The organism is Streptomyces sp. NPDC005962 (assembly GCF_040629205.1).
In the GTDB taxonomy this organism is placed as follows: Bacteria; Actinomycetota; Actinomycetes; order Streptomycetales; family Streptomycetaceae; genus Streptomyces.
Genome location: NZ_JBEXVE010000007.1, coordinates 175,210 through 190,872 on the forward strand (window position 1 = coordinate 175,210; position 15,663 = coordinate 190,872).

At 73.4% G+C, this 15,663-nt stretch carries 15 protein-coding genes; 14 read left to right on the forward strand and 1 reads right to left on the reverse strand.

The window, feature by feature from the left end; translation table 11 throughout:
• Positions 1–92: 92 nt before the first annotated feature.
• A complete protein-coding gene (locus ABZ370_RS14530) occupies positions 93–290 on the reverse strand; it encodes a hypothetical protein (protein ID WP_358620124.1) in 198 nt (65 codons plus the stop codon).
• 183 nt (positions 291–473) lie between these two features.
• Between ABZ370_RS14530 and ABZ370_RS14535 the strand changes: the two genes are divergently transcribed.
• From ABZ370_RS14535 to ABZ370_RS14600, 14 genes are read left to right on the forward strand one after another with little or no spacing between them, the layout of a single operon-like run.
• The gene (locus tag ABZ370_RS14535) at positions 474–1,052 is read left to right on the forward strand and encodes a DUF4255 domain-containing protein (RefSeq protein WP_358620125.1); all 579 of its coding nucleotides are present in this window, start codon (positions 474–476) and stop codon (positions 1,050–1,052) included.
• The gene (locus ABZ370_RS14540) at positions 1,049–1,774 is read left to right on the forward strand and encodes a carboxypeptidase regulatory-like domain-containing protein (RefSeq protein ID WP_358620127.1); all 726 of its coding nucleotides are present in this window, start codon (positions 1,049–1,051) and stop codon (positions 1,772–1,774) included. The genes ABZ370_RS14535 and ABZ370_RS14540 overlap by 4 nt, the downstream gene beginning before the upstream one ends.
• Before the next feature lie 10 nt (positions 1,775–1,784).
• Entirely contained in the window at positions 1,785–4,049 is a 2,265-nt protein-coding gene (locus ABZ370_RS14545) for a phage tail sheath C-terminal domain-containing protein (RefSeq protein WP_358620128.1), read from the forward strand.
• A gap of 31 nt (positions 4,050–4,080) precedes the next feature.
• Positions 4,081–4,536: a phage tail protein gene (locus tag ABZ370_RS14550; protein WP_358620129.1), complete on the forward strand. Its 456-nt coding sequence runs from the start codon at positions 4,081–4,083 to the stop codon at positions 4,534–4,536.
• A 1-nt stretch (position 4,537) separates the two neighbouring features.
• Complete coding sequence (locus ABZ370_RS14555; protein ID WP_358620131.1) at positions 4,538–6,031, forward strand: phage tail sheath subtilisin-like domain-containing protein; 1,494 nt, start codon at positions 4,538–4,540, stop codon at positions 6,029–6,031.
• The gene (locus ABZ370_RS14560; RefSeq protein ID WP_358620133.1) at positions 6,028–6,546 is read left to right on the forward strand and encodes a phage tail protein; all 519 of its coding nucleotides are present in this window, start codon (positions 6,028–6,030) and stop codon (positions 6,544–6,546) included. Before ABZ370_RS14555 ends, ABZ370_RS14560 begins: the two co-directional genes overlap by 4 nt.
• Positions 6,543–6,737, forward strand: a complete 195-nt coding sequence (locus ABZ370_RS14565) for a putative phage tail protein (protein ID WP_358620134.1) — start codon at positions 6,543–6,545, stop codon at positions 6,735–6,737. Before ABZ370_RS14560 ends, ABZ370_RS14565 begins: the two co-directional genes overlap by 4 nt.
• Positions 6,734–7,405 carry a LysM peptidoglycan-binding domain-containing protein gene (locus ABZ370_RS14570; protein WP_358620135.1) on the forward strand — a complete coding sequence of 224 codons (672 nt, stop codon included), beginning with the start codon at positions 6,734–6,736 and terminating at the stop codon, positions 7,403–7,405. Before ABZ370_RS14565 ends, ABZ370_RS14570 begins: the two co-directional genes overlap by 4 nt.
• A gap of 10 nt (positions 7,406–7,415) precedes the next feature.
• Positions 7,416–8,597 (forward strand): type IV secretion protein Rhs, encoded by a 1,182-nt coding sequence (locus tag ABZ370_RS14575; protein ID WP_358620136.1) that lies wholly within the window; start codon positions 7,416–7,418, stop codon positions 8,595–8,597.
• A 2-nt stretch (positions 8,598–8,599) separates the two neighbouring features.
• Positions 8,600–9,295 (forward strand): phage baseplate assembly protein V, encoded by a 696-nt coding sequence (locus ABZ370_RS14580; protein ID WP_358620138.1) that lies wholly within the window; start codon positions 8,600–8,602, stop codon positions 9,293–9,295.
• Positions 9,292–9,714: a GPW/gp25 family protein gene (locus tag ABZ370_RS14585; protein ID WP_358620139.1), complete on the forward strand. Its 423-nt coding sequence runs from the start codon at positions 9,292–9,294 to the stop codon at positions 9,712–9,714. Before ABZ370_RS14580 ends, ABZ370_RS14585 begins: the two co-directional genes overlap by 4 nt.
• On the forward strand, positions 9,711–11,657 hold the full coding sequence (locus tag ABZ370_RS14590) for a putative baseplate assembly protein (RefSeq protein ID WP_358620141.1): 1,947 nt from the start codon (positions 9,711–9,713) through the stop codon (positions 11,655–11,657). The genes ABZ370_RS14585 and ABZ370_RS14590 overlap by 4 nt, the downstream gene beginning before the upstream one ends.
• On the forward strand, positions 11,654–13,711 hold the full coding sequence (locus tag ABZ370_RS14595) for a putative baseplate assembly protein (protein ID WP_358620143.1): 2,058 nt from the start codon (positions 11,654–11,656) through the stop codon (positions 13,709–13,711). The genes ABZ370_RS14590 and ABZ370_RS14595 overlap by 4 nt, the downstream gene beginning before the upstream one ends.
• Complete coding sequence (locus ABZ370_RS14600; RefSeq protein WP_358620144.1) at positions 13,708–15,663, forward strand: phage tail protein; 1,956 nt, start codon at positions 13,708–13,710, stop codon at positions 15,661–15,663. Before ABZ370_RS14595 ends, ABZ370_RS14600 begins: the two co-directional genes overlap by 4 nt.

Genomic DNA, 15,663 nt, shown 5'->3' on the forward strand with positions numbered 1-15,663 from the left:
CAGCCATGTTACGAGCAATTCATGATCGTGTGTCCAGCCCTTCGGGTACGAAATGTTATATGGCCGGGCATCACCGGGACGTCGCGGAAACGTCACCTCTCGGGTTCGAGTAAATGATCGAGCCAGTCGCGCACGGTGGTGAGTACGTCGTCGACCGCGCTCACCGCGGTCGGAGGCGCCTGGTGACGGCCGCCCGTCTGCACAATGCGCGCACGGAACCCGTCCGGCCTGCCCTCTTCCACCCACACTCGGAGGATCAGGACGCCGGCCTGCTCTGAGTGGTTTTCCATGAAGGAAAATATGCCTTATCCGTGTCACCCCGGCGTTGTCGGCGCGTGACCGCCGACGTCATCTCCGGACGACGGGAACGGGCTGGTGACGCTCGTGTGATGGGCGAATCGCGATGCGGCCACGCCGGGCCCGGCATCCTCGTCGAGGCACGCTTTCGGGCGCGGAGCACGGGGAGGATTCGCATGGGTGACTTCGGCGTCATCGCCGACGTCTCGACGGTCATCGTGGAGACCCTGACCCAGTCCTTGCGCGGGCTCAGCCAGGTGGAACCGCCGATCGCGGAACTCAACGACCTCTCCGAGACGGTGCAGACCCCGCCGCCGAAACTCACCGTGTTCCTTTACGAGATCGCCGAGGACCCGACATCGCGCAACCGGCCACCGGTGCGCTCCCAGCCACCCGACCCGCCGGTCACCCGCAAACCGCCGATGGCGCTGCTGCTGCGGTATCTGGTCACCCCCTGGGGTGGCGACCAGGAGACCCAGCACCGCATGCTCGGCCGGGCGATGCAGACGTTCTACGACGACGCGATCCTGGACGGCGCCCAGCTGTCCGGCAGCCTCGCGGCGAGCACCGACTCGCTGCACCTCAGCCTGACCCCGCTCACCCTCGACCAGAAGTCCTGGGTCTGGTACGCGATCCAGAAGCCGTACCGGCTCTCGCTGAACTACGAGGTCCGCGTCGTCAACCTGGACTCCGCCACCGCGACCGCGGTGCGCCCCGTGCACAGCCGGGTCATCAGCGGGGTCGCCACGTCATGAGCCGTTTCCGACCGCTGGAGCGATCCGCGCTCCACAGCCCCGCCTGGTTCATCCCGTTCGACGACTACGCCCGGCGGGCGCGTGCCGCCGGGGTGACGGTCCAGCTGGACCGGTTCGAGGACGGCACCTGGCTGCCGCTGGACGACGTGGCGGTCCGCACGCCCAGCGCCGCCTTCGCCTATCCGGGGCTGGGCCGGTGCGCCGAGCCATGGGCGGCCCCGCCGCGGCGCCACCGGGCCCGCTTCGCGGCCGCCGGATACCAGCCGCTGTACCCGGCCGACGGTCAGCCGTTCTCGGCCGCGCTGGTGGGCGTCGAGTTCCTGGCGTACCCGTACGACGACGTCCACCCGCCGATGGTGGCCACCGCACCGCGGCTGGTCCGGCTGCTGCCGGGCGTCTCTTTCCCCTATCCGCCGGGGGTGCGCACCGTGCACGGCGCCGTGGTCGACGCGGCCACCGCCGAGCCGATCGCCAATGCGCTGGTGGAGGCCCAGGGGGCGACCAGCCGGGACCTGACGCCCTGGCACGAGCGCACCCTGTCCGACGCCACGGGCGCCTTCCGGCTGGCCCTGCGGTGGGAGGGCGAGAAGGCCGGTGAGCACGCCGTCGAGGAGACCTTCCGCCTGCGGGCCACCGAGCGGCCGGGCAGATCCGGATCGCTGGTCGTGCGGCTGCCCCAGGACACCGAGCGCCGGCACGTCATAGAGATCCGCGAGAGTTAAGGAGCCGTCCATGGCGGAGTATCTGAGCCCCGGGGTCTACATCGAGGAGATCGATGCGGGCCCACGGCCGATCGCGGGGGTGAGCACCAGCACGGCCGGGATGGCCGGGGTCACCGTGCGCGGCCCGTACACCGGCAAGCCCAAGCTGGTCACCAACTTCCTGGAGTTCCAGACCACCTTCGGCGGGTTCGTCCCCGAGCCCGACCCCCTCATCCGGGACACCTGGGCGGGCGATCCGGCCGAGGGCGGCCGCTGGTGGCTGTTCCCGCTCGCGGTCAAGGGCTTCTTCGACAACGGCGGCCAGCGCCTGTACATCAAGCGGGTCGCGGCCAAGCAGGCCACACCGGCCTCGGGCGTCCTGGGCCACGGCCTGGTGTCCCCGGTCGCCGGGGACGCCGCCAAGGGCGCGACCCGCCTGGAACTCGGCCATCTGATCGGGTTCACCGGCGTGGGGCAGCAGATCCAGATCTTCCGCGGCGACGACCAGCAGACGATCCACACCGCTGGTGTCGCCGCCTACGACGCGACCGCCCGCCGGATCGAACTGGACGCCGGGCTGCCCGCGGAGGTCAGGACGGCCCGCGGCGACTATGTGCAGATCGGGACGCGCAGCACGGAAGAGACGCTGGAGTTCAGCGCCGTCAGCCCCGGCTCGTGGGGCAGCGCCGTCCAGGTGCGCGTCCAGCCGGTGGCCTCGGCCGCGCTGCCGGTCCTGCCCGAGCCGCAGGAGGGCGCGCTGTTCGTCACGCAGCTGGCCGCGGACGCCGCGGCCGACAGCGAGACCGTCGAGGTCGCCGCGCGAACCGGACTCGACCCCGACGACCTGCCCGCCGACGTATGGGTGCAGATCGGCTCCGGCCGGTTCAAGGTCCAGCTCAGCCAGCCCGCGGACGGGAAGGTGACGCTGACCCTGCCATCCGGCACCTCACATGAGGCATGGCGCCGCGGGCTGCTGGTGCGCCGGGTGCGCCGGGGCAACACCGCGGCGGGCCCAGCGCTGCGGGTCGGCGGGGCGAGCAGGCTGTACAAGGGCGCCGTCGTCCAGCTCGACGACGGCACCAACCTGACCATCCGCACCGTCCAGTCGGTCGCCGCGGATGTCGTCACCCTCGACGGGAACGTGCCCGGGACGCTGTTCGAAACCGACCGGCTGCACCTGGTCGAGGCGCAGGTCGACGCCCGGTTCACCGACCCTTCGGGGACGGTGGTGACGGAGACGTACCCCGGTCTGAGGCTCACCGGCGACGCGCCGTCGAACCTGGCCACCACCCTGGCCGGCCGCTCCCAGCTGGTGCGGGCGACCGCCCTGTCAGGGCTGTCCACCGACCCGGCGAAGTTCCCCGTGCCCGCGGTCGGCTCCTGGCTGACCCTGGCGGACGGCGACGACGCCTACGGAAGCCTGAGCGTCGCCGACTTCGTCGGCGAGGACGGCGGCAGCGGCAAGCGCACCGGGATCGCCGCGCTGGAGGACATCGACGAGGTCGCCGTCTGCGCGGTGCCGGGGGTGTGGTCCGGGACCGTCGAATCGGCCCTGATCACCCACTGCGAGCTGCTCAGGGACCGGTTCGCGATCCTCGATCCGCAGGACGGCCTGGACACCGAGGGCATCCAGGCGTTCCGCGAGCCGTTCGACACCAAGTACGCGGCGCTCTACCACCCGTGGCTGGTCACCCGCGACCCGTCGACGGGCCGCGACACCGAGGTGCCGCCGTCGGGCCACATGGCCGGGATCTACGCCCGCACGGACGTGGAGCGCGGGGTGCACAAGGCACCGGCCAACGCGGTCATCCGGGGCATCCGGCTGACCGACGGCATCGCCCAGGACGTCACCAAACGGCATCAGGACCTGCTCAACCCCAAGGGCATCAACGCACTGCGCTTCTTCCCCGGAATGGGCCACCGGGTGTGGGGCGCGCGCACGCTCTCCTCGGACAGCTCGTGGAAGTACGTCAGCGTCCGGCGGCTGTTCCTCTACCTGGAGGAGTCGATCGACGAGGGCACCCAGTGGGTGGTGTTCGAGCCGAACGACGAGGCGCTGTGGGCCCTGGTCCGCCAGACGGTCACCAACTTCCTCACCACCGTGTGGCGCAGCGGCGCACTCGCCGGGACGACCGCCGATGAGGCGTTCTTCGTCGCCTGCGACCGCACCACGATGACCGAGGACGACCTGGCAAACGGCCGTCTCATCTGCGCCATCGGCGTCGCGCCGGTCTTCCCGGCGGAGTTCGTGATCTTCCGGATTCAGCAGAAGACCCGCGAGAACCAGCTCGCCTGAGCGTCCGACCGAGGACTGAGGAGAGGCCATCATGCCGCCCGTCACCAGGGACGATCCCTACGCGTCATACAACTTCCAGATCATCGTGACCAACGTCAGCGACGACGGGGTCGCGGTGAGCGGGTCCTTCACCGAGGTGAGCGGGCTGGAGCTGGAGATCCCGCCGATCGAGTACCGCACCGGGAGCGAGGACATCACCGTCCGCAAGATCCCGGGGCTGAAGAAGTTCACCAACCTCACCTTCAAACGTGGCGTCACCGGCCACGTCGGCTTCTGGAACTGGGTGGTCGAAGCCCTCAACGGCAAGGTGCGGCGCACCTCCGGGTCGATCGTGCTGCTGGACGAGAACCGCCAGGAGGCCATGCGCTGGAACTTCGACCGCGGCTGGCCGACCAAGTACACCGGGCCGACGCTCAGCGCCACCAAGAACGAGATCGCCATGGAGACCCTCGTCCTGGCGGTCGAGAAGCTGGAGATCGACGCCTGACATGACCGGCGAAGCGCTTCCCGGCGTAACCCTGACGTCCGCGCCCCGTGACCCCGGCACGGAGCCGCTGCGCACGGACGTGGCGGCGTTCCTGGGCCGGCTCCGCCGGGGCCCGGTCGGCACTCCGGTGCGCGTGGAGAGCTGGAACGACGTCGTGGCCGCCTTCGGCCCGCCGGACGGCGCCTCCGCCACCCCGTACGCGCTGCGCGGCTTCTTCGAGAACGGCGGCCGCACCGCCTGGGTACTCCGGGTGTCCGGGCCGGCCACCACGGCCCGGACCCGGTGGCCCGCCGGACCTTTACGCGGACTGTCCGCCACGGGCTACCAGGTGGTCGCCACCAGCCCCGGCGCGTGGGCCAACAGCGCGCGCGTCGCCATCCGTTACCAGGCCAGCACGGTCGCCGGACCGCCCACCGTGGGCGTACGGGTCATGCTGCCCGGCGAGCCGCCCGAGACCTTCCCCGGGCTGCCGCTCGCCGACGTGGCCGACCGGCTGACCGCGTCCCGCTACATCCGGCTGGTCCCGGACGGGCCACCGCCACCGCCACAGCAGGACGGCCCGATCTCGCTGTCCTGGGACCTCACCCTCGCGGGCGGCACCGACGCGCCGCCCACCCGCGACGCGTACACCGGCGCCGTGACCGCGCAGGCCGAACTCCCGGAACCGGCGCTGGTGGCGCTGCCGGACCTCGGCACCGACCTGTCCGGCACCACCCACACCGACCTGGTGCTCGAACTGCTGCGGAGCATCGAGCCGTTGCACGACCGCCTCGCCGTCCTGGACGTACCGCCCCGGCTGACCTCCGTGGACGAGGCGGCCGGCTGGGCGGACACCCTGGCGGCCACCGGCGACAGCGGGCTGCTCGGCTGCTCGGCTGTCTACCACCCGCCGCTGCGCGTCCCCGACGGGCACGATCTGCGGACCGTCCCGGCGTCCGGGCACGTCCTGGGCGTCGTCGCCCGCCTCGACGGCGAGCGCGGCGCCCACCACACGCCCGCGAACGCCGTGATCCTGGAGGCGGTCGACCTCGCGGCCGAGTATCCGGAGCCGCAGCAGGTCCGGCTGTTCGACGCGCGGATCGACCTGATCCGGTGCACCCGGGGGCGGGGGCTGACGGTGTGGGGCGGGCGCACCCTGTCCGCCGACCCGCGCACCCGCTACATCGCCCACCGGAGGCTGGTGCACCTGCTGGTGCGGGCCATCCGGCGGGTGGCGGGCCCGCTGGTGTTCGACGTCAACTCGCCCGAACTGCGGCTGACCCTGGTGCGGGCGCTGACCTCCGTACTCCTGTCCGCCTTCCGCGCCGGGGCGCTCGCCGGGGACCGGCCCGAGCAGGCGTTCCGGGTGGTGTGCGACGACACCAACAACCCGCCCGAGCAGGACCCGGGGCAGCTGGTCTGCGAGATCGAGGTCGCCCCGGCCGTCCCCATGGAGTTCATCCGGCTCCGTCTCGTACTCGGCCAGGACCGAGACCTGGAGGTAATCGAGGCATGACTCTGGACCCCCTGCCCAAATACCGCTTCCTGGTCACCCTCGACCCCGGTGACGCCTATCTGCCGCCCGCGCAGGCGCTGCTGCTGCCGCTGGCCGCGTCCGGCGCCTTCCAGGAGGTCACTGGGCTCGGGGCGCAGCTGGAGGTGACGAGCTACCCGGAGGGAGGCCGCAACGACTCGGTCCACCAGCTGCCGCTGCGCCACTCCTGGAACCGGATCACGCTCAAGCGCGGCGTGGTCCGCGACCCCGGGCTGTGGTCCTGGTATCAGGCCGGGCTCGCCGACTCCCTCGGCGCCCGCCGCGACGGCGCGGTGATCGTGCTCGGCCCGGACGGCGTGCCCGGCGCGGCGTGGGCCTTCCACGGCGGGCTCGCCGCCAAGTGGAGCGGCCCGGATCTGCACGCGGAGCAGAACGCGATCGCCGTGGAGTCGCTGGAGATCGCGCACGAGGGGCTGACGAAGGTCCTGCAGGACGCCGCGGCGAACGCCCTGTCGCGACTGAGCCAGGGGAGGTGACCGGCGTGCCGAAGGTGACCATTCACCATCTGGAGGTCCGGTTCCAGGTGGACGGCGACGACGGCGCCGTGTTCACCCGCCTGTTCAACAAGCACATCCAGGCCTGGGCCAGGCTGTACGAGGACCAGTGCGCCCGCGCCGAGCACACCAAGGCCGAACGCCGCTTCGGCGACGGGGAGGTGCCGCAATGAGCGTGACGCCCGTGTCCTTCGCCCGGCAGGGTGCCGCCCGGGCCCGGCTGGAGATCGTCCGCCCGGTGATCGCCGACGAGCGCAAGCGGCGTATCCCGCTGCGGTTCAACCCCACCGACTACAAGCTGAGCAAGAGCAACACGTTCGCCGAGATCACCATCCCCGGCCTGGAGACCCCGCCCCTGCAGTACGTCCGCGGCGGCACCGAAACCCTCACCGTCCAGGCGCTGGTGGACACCTCCGACACCCTCGAGAACGTACGCACCGCCTACGTCAACGCGCTGCGCGACCTGCTGCGGCCCGACAGCCGCGAACACGCGCCGCCGGTCGTCCGCTTCGTCTGGGACGAGGAGGTCTTCACCGGCGTCGTGGAGAAGCTCGACGTCAACTACCAGCTGTTCCGGCCGGACGGGGTGCCGCTGCGCGCCATGCTCGACCTCTCGCTCAAGGAGTTCCGTACGGCCGCCGTACAGGTCGCCCAGACACCGCGTTCCTCGCCCACGGTGGAGAAGAGCTATGTGGTGCGCCGGGGCGACACGCTCAGCTCCATCTCCGCCGCGCTGTACCGGCGGCCCGACGCCTGGCGGGAGCTGGCGCGCGCCAACGGCATCAGCGACCCGCGCGACCTGCGGCCGGGCCGGGTGCTGACCGTGCCCCGGCTGCCGTGAGGAGCGCGCGATGAGCACCCCGGCACCCGAGGTCGCCTCGCCCGACCGGTACGCGCCCGAGTTCGACGTGCGCATCGAGGGCCTGGAGGTGGACCCGTCCACCAAGAACGACATCATCGACATCAAGGTGAACCGGGACATCGACGAGATGTCCGGGTTCGACCTCACCCTGAACAACTGGGACGACGCCAACCTGCGGTTCAAGCACAGCGATTCGCCCAGCTTCCGGCTCGGCGGCCGGGTCTCGGTCCGGCTCGGCTACGCCGACAAACTGCTCACCGTCGCCACCGGGACCATCTCCACGCTCAGCCCGAAGTTCACCGATGGCGCCTCGCCCACCGTCCAGGTCAGCGGCGTGGACGGGCTGCTGCGGCTCAAGGACCGCAAGCCCACCGAGAACGAGACCAAGGTCTACCGCAATCTGCCCGACTGGCGCATCGCCGAGCAGATCGCCCAGCGCAACCATCTGCGCATCGAGGTCACCCGGGAAGGGCCCACCCACGACCTGGTGGTGCAGAAGAACCAGGACGACGCGACGTTCCTGCTGGAGCGGGCCAAGCGGCTGGACTTCGACTGCTACCTCCTGCCGGACGCGAAGACCGGCGAGGACACGCTGTACTTCATCAAGCCCACCGACGGCCGCGACGGCCGCCCGATCCGGGTGTACCGGCTGGCGTACGCGCCCGGGCTGAGCACCGGCCCCACCGGCCAGCCCGCGGGGCTGGTCCCCAACCTGATCGAGTTCACCCCGACGCTGACGGTGTCCCAGCAGGTCAGCAAGGTCACCGTGCGCGGCTGGGACCCTCGCACCAAACAGCCCATCGCGTTCACCGCGACCGCCGAGAACCTCCCCGCCGGGCAGAACACGGCCGACGGGCAGAGCGGGCCCCAGGTCGCCGAATCCACCCTGCAGGGCCGCCAGGAGGTCATGATCGACGCCCCGGTCGGCAGCGACCAGGAGGCCCGCGAACTGGCGATCAGCCTGCTGCGCGAGCGGGCGTACGAATTCATCACCGCCACCGGCAAGGTGGCGGGGCTGCCCGAGCTGCGCCCCGGCGACAACCTGGAGATCTACGGTCTGGGCCGCCGCTTCTCCGGCACCTACTTCGTCAAACGGGTCGAGCACACCCTCAACACCAGCGGTTTCTTCACCCAGTTCACCGCACGGCGTATCCATCAGGGGGACCAGTGACCATGAGGGGCACGCCACGCGCCCGCTCCACCGACAAGCGCTACTACGGCGTCGTCGAAGCGCTCGTCGTGGAGAACGAGGGCGACGACGAGGGCCAGGTCAAGCTGAAGTTCCCCTGGTTCGACGACACCACCGTCACCGACTGGGTCCGGGTCAGCCAGGTGTACGCGGGAAACGGCTACGGCTCGGTGTTCGTGCCCGAGAAGGGCGACGAAGTGCTCGTCGCCTTCGTCCACGGCGACATGCGGTACCCGATCGTCCTGGGCGGCCTCTACAACGGCAAGGACAAACCACCCACCGCCCGCACCGAGGGCCGCGACCAGAAAGCCATCCGCACCAAACACGGCCACCAGGTGCTCCTGGACGACACCGGGTCCAAGGCCGCCGTACGCATCACCTCCGCCGCCGGACACGTGGTGGAGCTGGACGACCAGGGCAAGGCGGTCCGGATCACCGCGGCCGAGGGCGGCAGCGTCACCGTGACCGCCCAGGGCGAGATCACCCTCAAGGCGCCGAAGCTGACGGTCGATTCGCCGTCCATCGACCTAGGCGGCGGCGCCACCGAACCCCTCGTCCTCGGCAACGCGCTGCTCCAGGCGTTCAACACCCACACCCACCCCTCCGCCGCCGGGCCGACCGGCCCCCCGGCCCCGCCGCTCACCCCCGCCGTGCTGGCCAAGAAGGCGAGGACGGCATGAGCGAGGAGTTCCTCGGGACCGGCTGGCGGTTCCCGATCCTGCCCGACGCGTCCGGGCGGCTCGGCTACGCGGTCGGCGAGGAGAGCATCGAGCACTGTCTGCGGGCCCTGCTGCTCACCGGCACCGGCGAGCGCGTCATGCGGCCCGAACTGGGCACCCGCGCCCACGAGTTGCTGTTCGCGCCGGGCAGTGTGCAGAACCTGCGCGACCTGGAACAGTCGATCGCCGCCGCTGTCCGCGACCACGAGCCGCGGGTGGAACTGGAGGAGGTCCGGGCCGAGGCCGACCCGTCCGACGAGTCACGGATCACCGTCTCGGTCGTCTACCGCATCCGGCGCAGTAACACCAAGGCCAACCTGGTGTTCCCCTTCTACACCGGACTCACGGGTTCCACGGGCGCCATCGGGGGCGCGTCATGACCCTGCCCGCGCCCACACTGGACGACCTCACCTGGGCCGACATGATGGCGGCCATCCGCCGCCGCATCCCCGCCGAGTCGGACGGCACCTGGACGCTGCACGCGCCAGTCGACCCCGGCGTGACCCTCCTCGAACTCTTCGCCTACCTCCTCGAACAGCGGCTGTATTGGCTCGACCAGGTGCCGGACGCGCTCGTCGTCGCCATACTGCGCCTCCTCGGCCTCGAACCCCCGCGCCCCGCCCGCCCCGCCGCCACCGTGCTGCGCCTGGACGCCCGGCAGGAGGGCGCCGCCGTGCCCGTCGTCCCCGCCGGGACGGCGCTGACCCGGGACCCCACCGGCCGGATCGTCTTCACCCTCGACGACGACGTGGCCGTCCTCCCGCTCACCGAGGACGGCGAGATCACCGTGTGGACCGACCGCGACCGCACGGCGGACCTGCGGGCCCGCCGCGGCATCGCCCTGCTCGCGGGCGACGGCGCCCCGGCGCAGGCCCGGTTCACCCTCCCGCTCGCCGGAGCGCACCCCGCGCCCGGACCGATAGGCCTGCTGATCGAGCTGGACGCGCCCGCCGCGTCCGTACCGTCGTGGCTGCCCGGCGCGGTCGACGGTGTGCCGCCGCCCGCCGAGCTGACCTGGTCCTGGTTCCGGCCCGGTACGGACATCTCCGGCGGGTTCGAGACGGTCGAGGACGGCACGGCCGGGCTCCGGCGCTCCGGTGTCGTCAGACTCCATCCCCCGGCCGGCTGGACCACTCAGGACACCGGGCTGCTGCTGTCGACACCGGCCGCCACCTATGCCGCCCCGCCCCGGCTGCTCCAGCTCGCCGTCAACGTGTCCGCCGCACACCACCGCACCCACCGCACCGCGGAAGGCACCGACCTCCAGGAGCAGATCGCCGCCTGGCTCCGGCTGCCCGGCCAGCACCTCGTCCTCCCCGACGCCGCCGACCGCCTCCTGGAGGCCACCCTGCGCCTGGCGGGCCAGGAGTGGCAGCCGGTGCCGTACTTCACCTTCGGCGCCCCGGCCGACTTCACCTTCGTCCCCGACCGTACCGAAGGCGCGCTGGTGTTCGGCGACGGACTCACCGGCCGCATCCCCCGCCCCGACCCGGACGTGCACGTCGCCTATGTGACCGGCGGCGGCAGGGACGGCAACGGCGGCATGACCGCCAACTGGTCCCCGGCCGCGGACCTCCCGGCGTCGGAAGCGGTCGCCGCCGCCAACCTCGTACGCGCCGAAGGCGGCACGGACCCGGAGACGATCAGCGAGGCGCGCGGCCGCGCGGCCGCCTCCCTGAGCGAGGTCACCCGCGCCGTCACCGCCGACGACTTCGTCACCCTGGCCCGTACGACCCCGGGCGTCGCCGTCGCCCGCGCCCACCCCGCCCTCGGCGAACACCCCGGCTTCCCGTGCGCCACGGTGCCCGGCGCGGTGACCGTCCACATCGTCCCGGCCGCACCCCGGGACGACCTCGGCCGCGAGGACTTCGTGGCCGCACCGCTCCCCGACCCCGGCACGCTGTGCGCGGTCGCCGCCCACCTCGAACAGGCGCGGCTGCTCACCTCCGAGGTCTTCGTCCGCGGGCCCCGCTACCGCGAGGTGGCCCTGCGCATCGACCTGTCCGGCGACCCGGCCGACCGCACCCGCGTGGCCACCGCCGTCACCGCGGCGCTGCGCCGCTTCCTCGACCCGCTGGTGGGCGGCGACGACCAGGACGGCTGGCCCTTCGGACAGCCGCTGCGGCCCTCGGCCCTGCTGCGGGCCGCACAGCGGGCGCTGGGGGACCTCGCGGACATCGCCGCCGTCGCGGTCGGCCTCGACGGGGCCGACCCGGACGAAGCCTGCGACGAGGTGCCGCTCGGCGCCGGGGAGCTTCCCGTGCTGCGCACGGTCCGCACCCGGATCGTGCCCGCCGTCGAACCGGGGGAGGGGCTGGCATGACCGGCGACGTGTGGTGGGAGAGGGACGCCGGGGAAGAGGACCGGGCGGACGGGCGGACCGTGCCAGGACCCGGGCCGACCGGCGTGCAGCCCGAACTCGTCGACGCCACCCGCGAGGCGGTCCGCACCGCCGTACGCGGCCGCATCGCGGGCTACACCCCGGACTGGACCGACCCCGACCGCCAGGACGCCGGTGTCGCGCTCGTCCGCCTCTTCGGCACCCTCGCCGAACCCGTACTCGGCCGCGTCAACCGGCTGCCGGAGAAGGTGCTCGCCGACCACCTGGCCACGGCGGGCGTGCGGCGGCGCCCGGCCGGAGGGGCGGCCGCGCTCCTGGAGTTCACCGTCAACCCGCCCGACGGCTCCTCCGTGCTCGTCCCTGCCGGGTTCCAGAGCGCGGCCTCCACTCCCGAGGGGCAGGTCGTCTACGAGACCGACCAGGACCTGTACGCCACACCGGCCACCCTCGGCGCCCTCGCCGTCCAGGAGGCCGGACGGCTGGAGACCCTGCCGCTGGGGCCGTCCGGGCCCAGCCGCCCCTTCGCCCCCTTCGGCCGGGACCCGGAACCCGGCAACGGGCTGTGGATCGGACTCGCCGGACCGGCCGGTCCCTACCCGCGGCTCTCGCTGGGCTTCGTGGTCGTCGCCGCGCCCCCCGCACCCGCCGCCTCCGGCGGGCTGGTGCCGCTGCCCCTGCCGCCCGCGCCGCTGCTGCGCTGGGACGTGCTGGACGGCACCCGGCTCGTCCCCGCCGAGGTGATGCGGGACTCCACGGCCGGACTCACCGCCAACGGCACCGTCGAGCTGAGGGTGCCTCGCTCGTGGCAGCCGGGCAGCCCGCCCGGCACCCGGCCCCGGCCCCTGCTGCGCTGGCTGCGGCTGCGCATCGCCCACGGCGCCTTCCCCGACGCGGCACCGGTCCTGTCCGGGCTGCGGCTCAACGTCGTCACCGCCACCGCCGCCCGCACCATCCGCGACGAGCCGCTGCAGCCCGTCCAGGACGGTACGGCGACCGGGCGGCGGCGCATGAAGCTCAGCCAGGTGCCCATCCTCGCCGGATCGGTGGTCATCGAGGTCGACGACGACGCGGGCGGGAATGTGTTCGGCACCTCCGCCGGTACCGCGTCCCGCTGGCGCGAGGTGGAGAGCCTGGCCGGATACGGCGCCGACGACCGGGTGTTCACCGTCGACCACGACTCCGGCGAAGTCACCTTCGGGGACGGCGTCAACGGCGCGGCCGTCCCGCCCGGCTTCCGCAACGTCCGCGCCGTGCGCTACCGCGTGGGCGGCGGCAGCGCGGGCGCCGTACGGGCCGGAGCCGTGAGCGGGGTGGTGACCGCGCTGCCGTTCGTCACCGGCGTCGCCAACCCCTTCCCGGCCTCCGGCGGTACGGACGCCGAACCCGACGCCGACGCCATGCGCCGCGGCGTCGGCGAACTGCGGGCCCGCGGCCGGGCCGTGGCCCCCGCCGACTACGGGCAGCTCGCCGTCCGCGCGCCCGGCGCCTCGGTGGCCCGCGCCCGGGGCGTGCCCGGCCTGCACCCCGACTTCGCCGGGGCGCCGATCCCCGGCGTCGTCGGAGTCCTCGTCGTACCGCCCGTACCGCAGGGCGACGACACCGGCGAACCGCCCGTCCCCACCGCCGCGACCCTGCGGGCCGTCGCCGACTTCCTCTCCCGCGAAGCCGCCCCCGCCGGGGTCACCGTGGTCGCCGCCCCCGCGCCCTACGCCCGGGTGGGCGTGGAGTCCTGGGTCACCCTCGACCCGGACCTCGACCGGGCCGCGGTCCTCGCCCGGGCGGGCGACGCGGTGCGCACCTACCTGGACCCGCTGCGCGGCGGGGAGGACGGCGCGGGCTGGCCGTTCGGCGGCGCGCTGCGGCACACGTCGCTGGTCCGGGCGCTCCTGGCGGTCGACGGGGTGCTGGCCGTCACCCGGCTCTCGCTCACCGTCGACGGCGTGCGCCTGCCGCCCTGCACCGACCACGCCCTCCCGCCCCACACCCTCGTCTGGCCGGAGCGCCCGCTGCTGATCCCGGTAGGAGACCAGCCATGACGTGCACACCACACCCCGCGACCTTCCGGCCGCTCGACGCCTACACCGGCTGGGACGAGCAGGAGACACAGGGCATCGTCGGCTTCGACGCCCCGTCCGGCCTCCGCCTCGCCTACCGCGGCGTGCCGGAAGGCCCCACCAGGAGCCAACTCCTGCCGTGGTTCCCCGACCCCCGCCTCGCCCCGGGGTGCGGGCCGTGCGCCTGGTACCTGCTCGTCCCCGGCGAGCGGCGGCTGCTGCGCCGCGACGCCTGCGGCGCGTTCGCCCCCGTCTGGCCGTCCGACTGCGACCCCGGCCTGCTGCGCGACCCGGTCTCGGTCGCCGCGCGCGGACACCGGCTGACCGTGGTGGACTCCGGCCGCGTCCTGGTGTGGCGCCGCGAGGGCGCACAACTCGCCGGGGTGATCCGCGCGGAGCGGGCCAGCTGGGCCGCTCCGGCCCCCGGCGACGGGATACTGGTGGCCTGTCAGGGCAGCACGGTCCTGCTGCGGTACGACCAGGCGGGCCGCTTCCGCGGTGTGCTCCGCACCGGCGCGTCCGGCGAGGTCGTCGGTCTGCGCACCGGACCGGAGCGGACCGTGTGGCTGCTCACCGACGACGGCGGACGGTTCACGATCCACCGGGGCGGCCACCGCCGCCCCTTCCGCACCGCCACCGTGGACGAACTCGCAGCCGCCCTGCCGCCGTCCGCACTCACCTCGGCCGACGACGACGGCTTCTGCCTGAACGAGCAGGGCCCGGACGGCCCCGCCACCACCTGCCACACCTGGCAGGGCCTGCCCCGGGACCCCGCGCCGCCCGCCACCGACGCGTACGAGACCAGCGGTTCGTACGTCACCACCCTGATCGACAGCGGCATCTCGCGGTGCCGCTGGCACCGCGTCCGCGTGGACGCCGACGTGCCGGACGGGACGGCCGTCGCCGTGCGGATCGTGGTGACCGAGGACGGCCGGTACGACGACAGCGACTGGCAGACCTCGGCCCCGGGCGCCACCGACTTCCTCGTCGACCAGCCGCCCGGCCGCTATCTGCGGCTGCGGCTGCGGCTCCTCGGCGACGGCGCCATGACGCCGGTCGTCCGCCGCGTCCGGCTGGACTTCCCCCGGACCACCAGCGCCGACCTGCTGCCGCCCGCTTTCCGCCAGGACCCCGCGGCCGACGACTTCACCGAACGCTTCCTGTCGCTGTTCGACGCCACGCTCGACCAGCTCGACCGGGTCATCGAACGGTATCCGGCCCTCCTCGACCCGGCCGGGGTCCCGGACCGGGTGCTGCCGTGGCTGGCCGGGCTGCTGGGCCTGTCGTTCGAGGCGGGCTGGGACGCCCGTACCCGGCGCGCCCTGCTGGCCGCCGCCCCGGAGCTGTACCGGCGCCGGGGCACACCATGGGCGCTGCGGGAGGCGGTGCGCATCGTGTTCGGCGTGACCCCGGTCGTCGACGAGCTGGCGACGGACCGCCGCTGGGCACATCTGCGCGCGGCCGTCGGCGGCCCGGGCGCGGGCCCGGGGCAGGACCAAGGGCTGGGCTCGATAAGGCTGTTCGGCCGCTCGGCGAGCCGGTTCCGGGTCGGCGGCTCGACGCTGGGCGCGGCGCCGCTGCGCGCGTTCGGCGCCCCCGACAGCGACCCGTTCACCGCGCACGCGCACCGCTTCCGGGTGGCCCTGCCCGCCGGGTCGGCGGACGGGACGGCGCTCGCACGGCTGGTGGAGCGGCAGGCGCCCGCGCACACGGTGGGGTCGGTACGGACCGGCGGCGCGGGGTTCGTGGTCGGGTCGCGGTCCACGGTCGGCGTGGACACCGCGTTCGTCCCGCTGCCCGCGCCCGTACTCGGCGGAGCGCACCCCCTGCGGCTCGGCCGCGACGGGGTGCTGAGGCCGGGGTCCAGAGGATTGCGCCGAGGGGTGGGCGTGGGAGTCGTCTCCGCCGTCGGTGTGCACACACAGGTGTCGTGA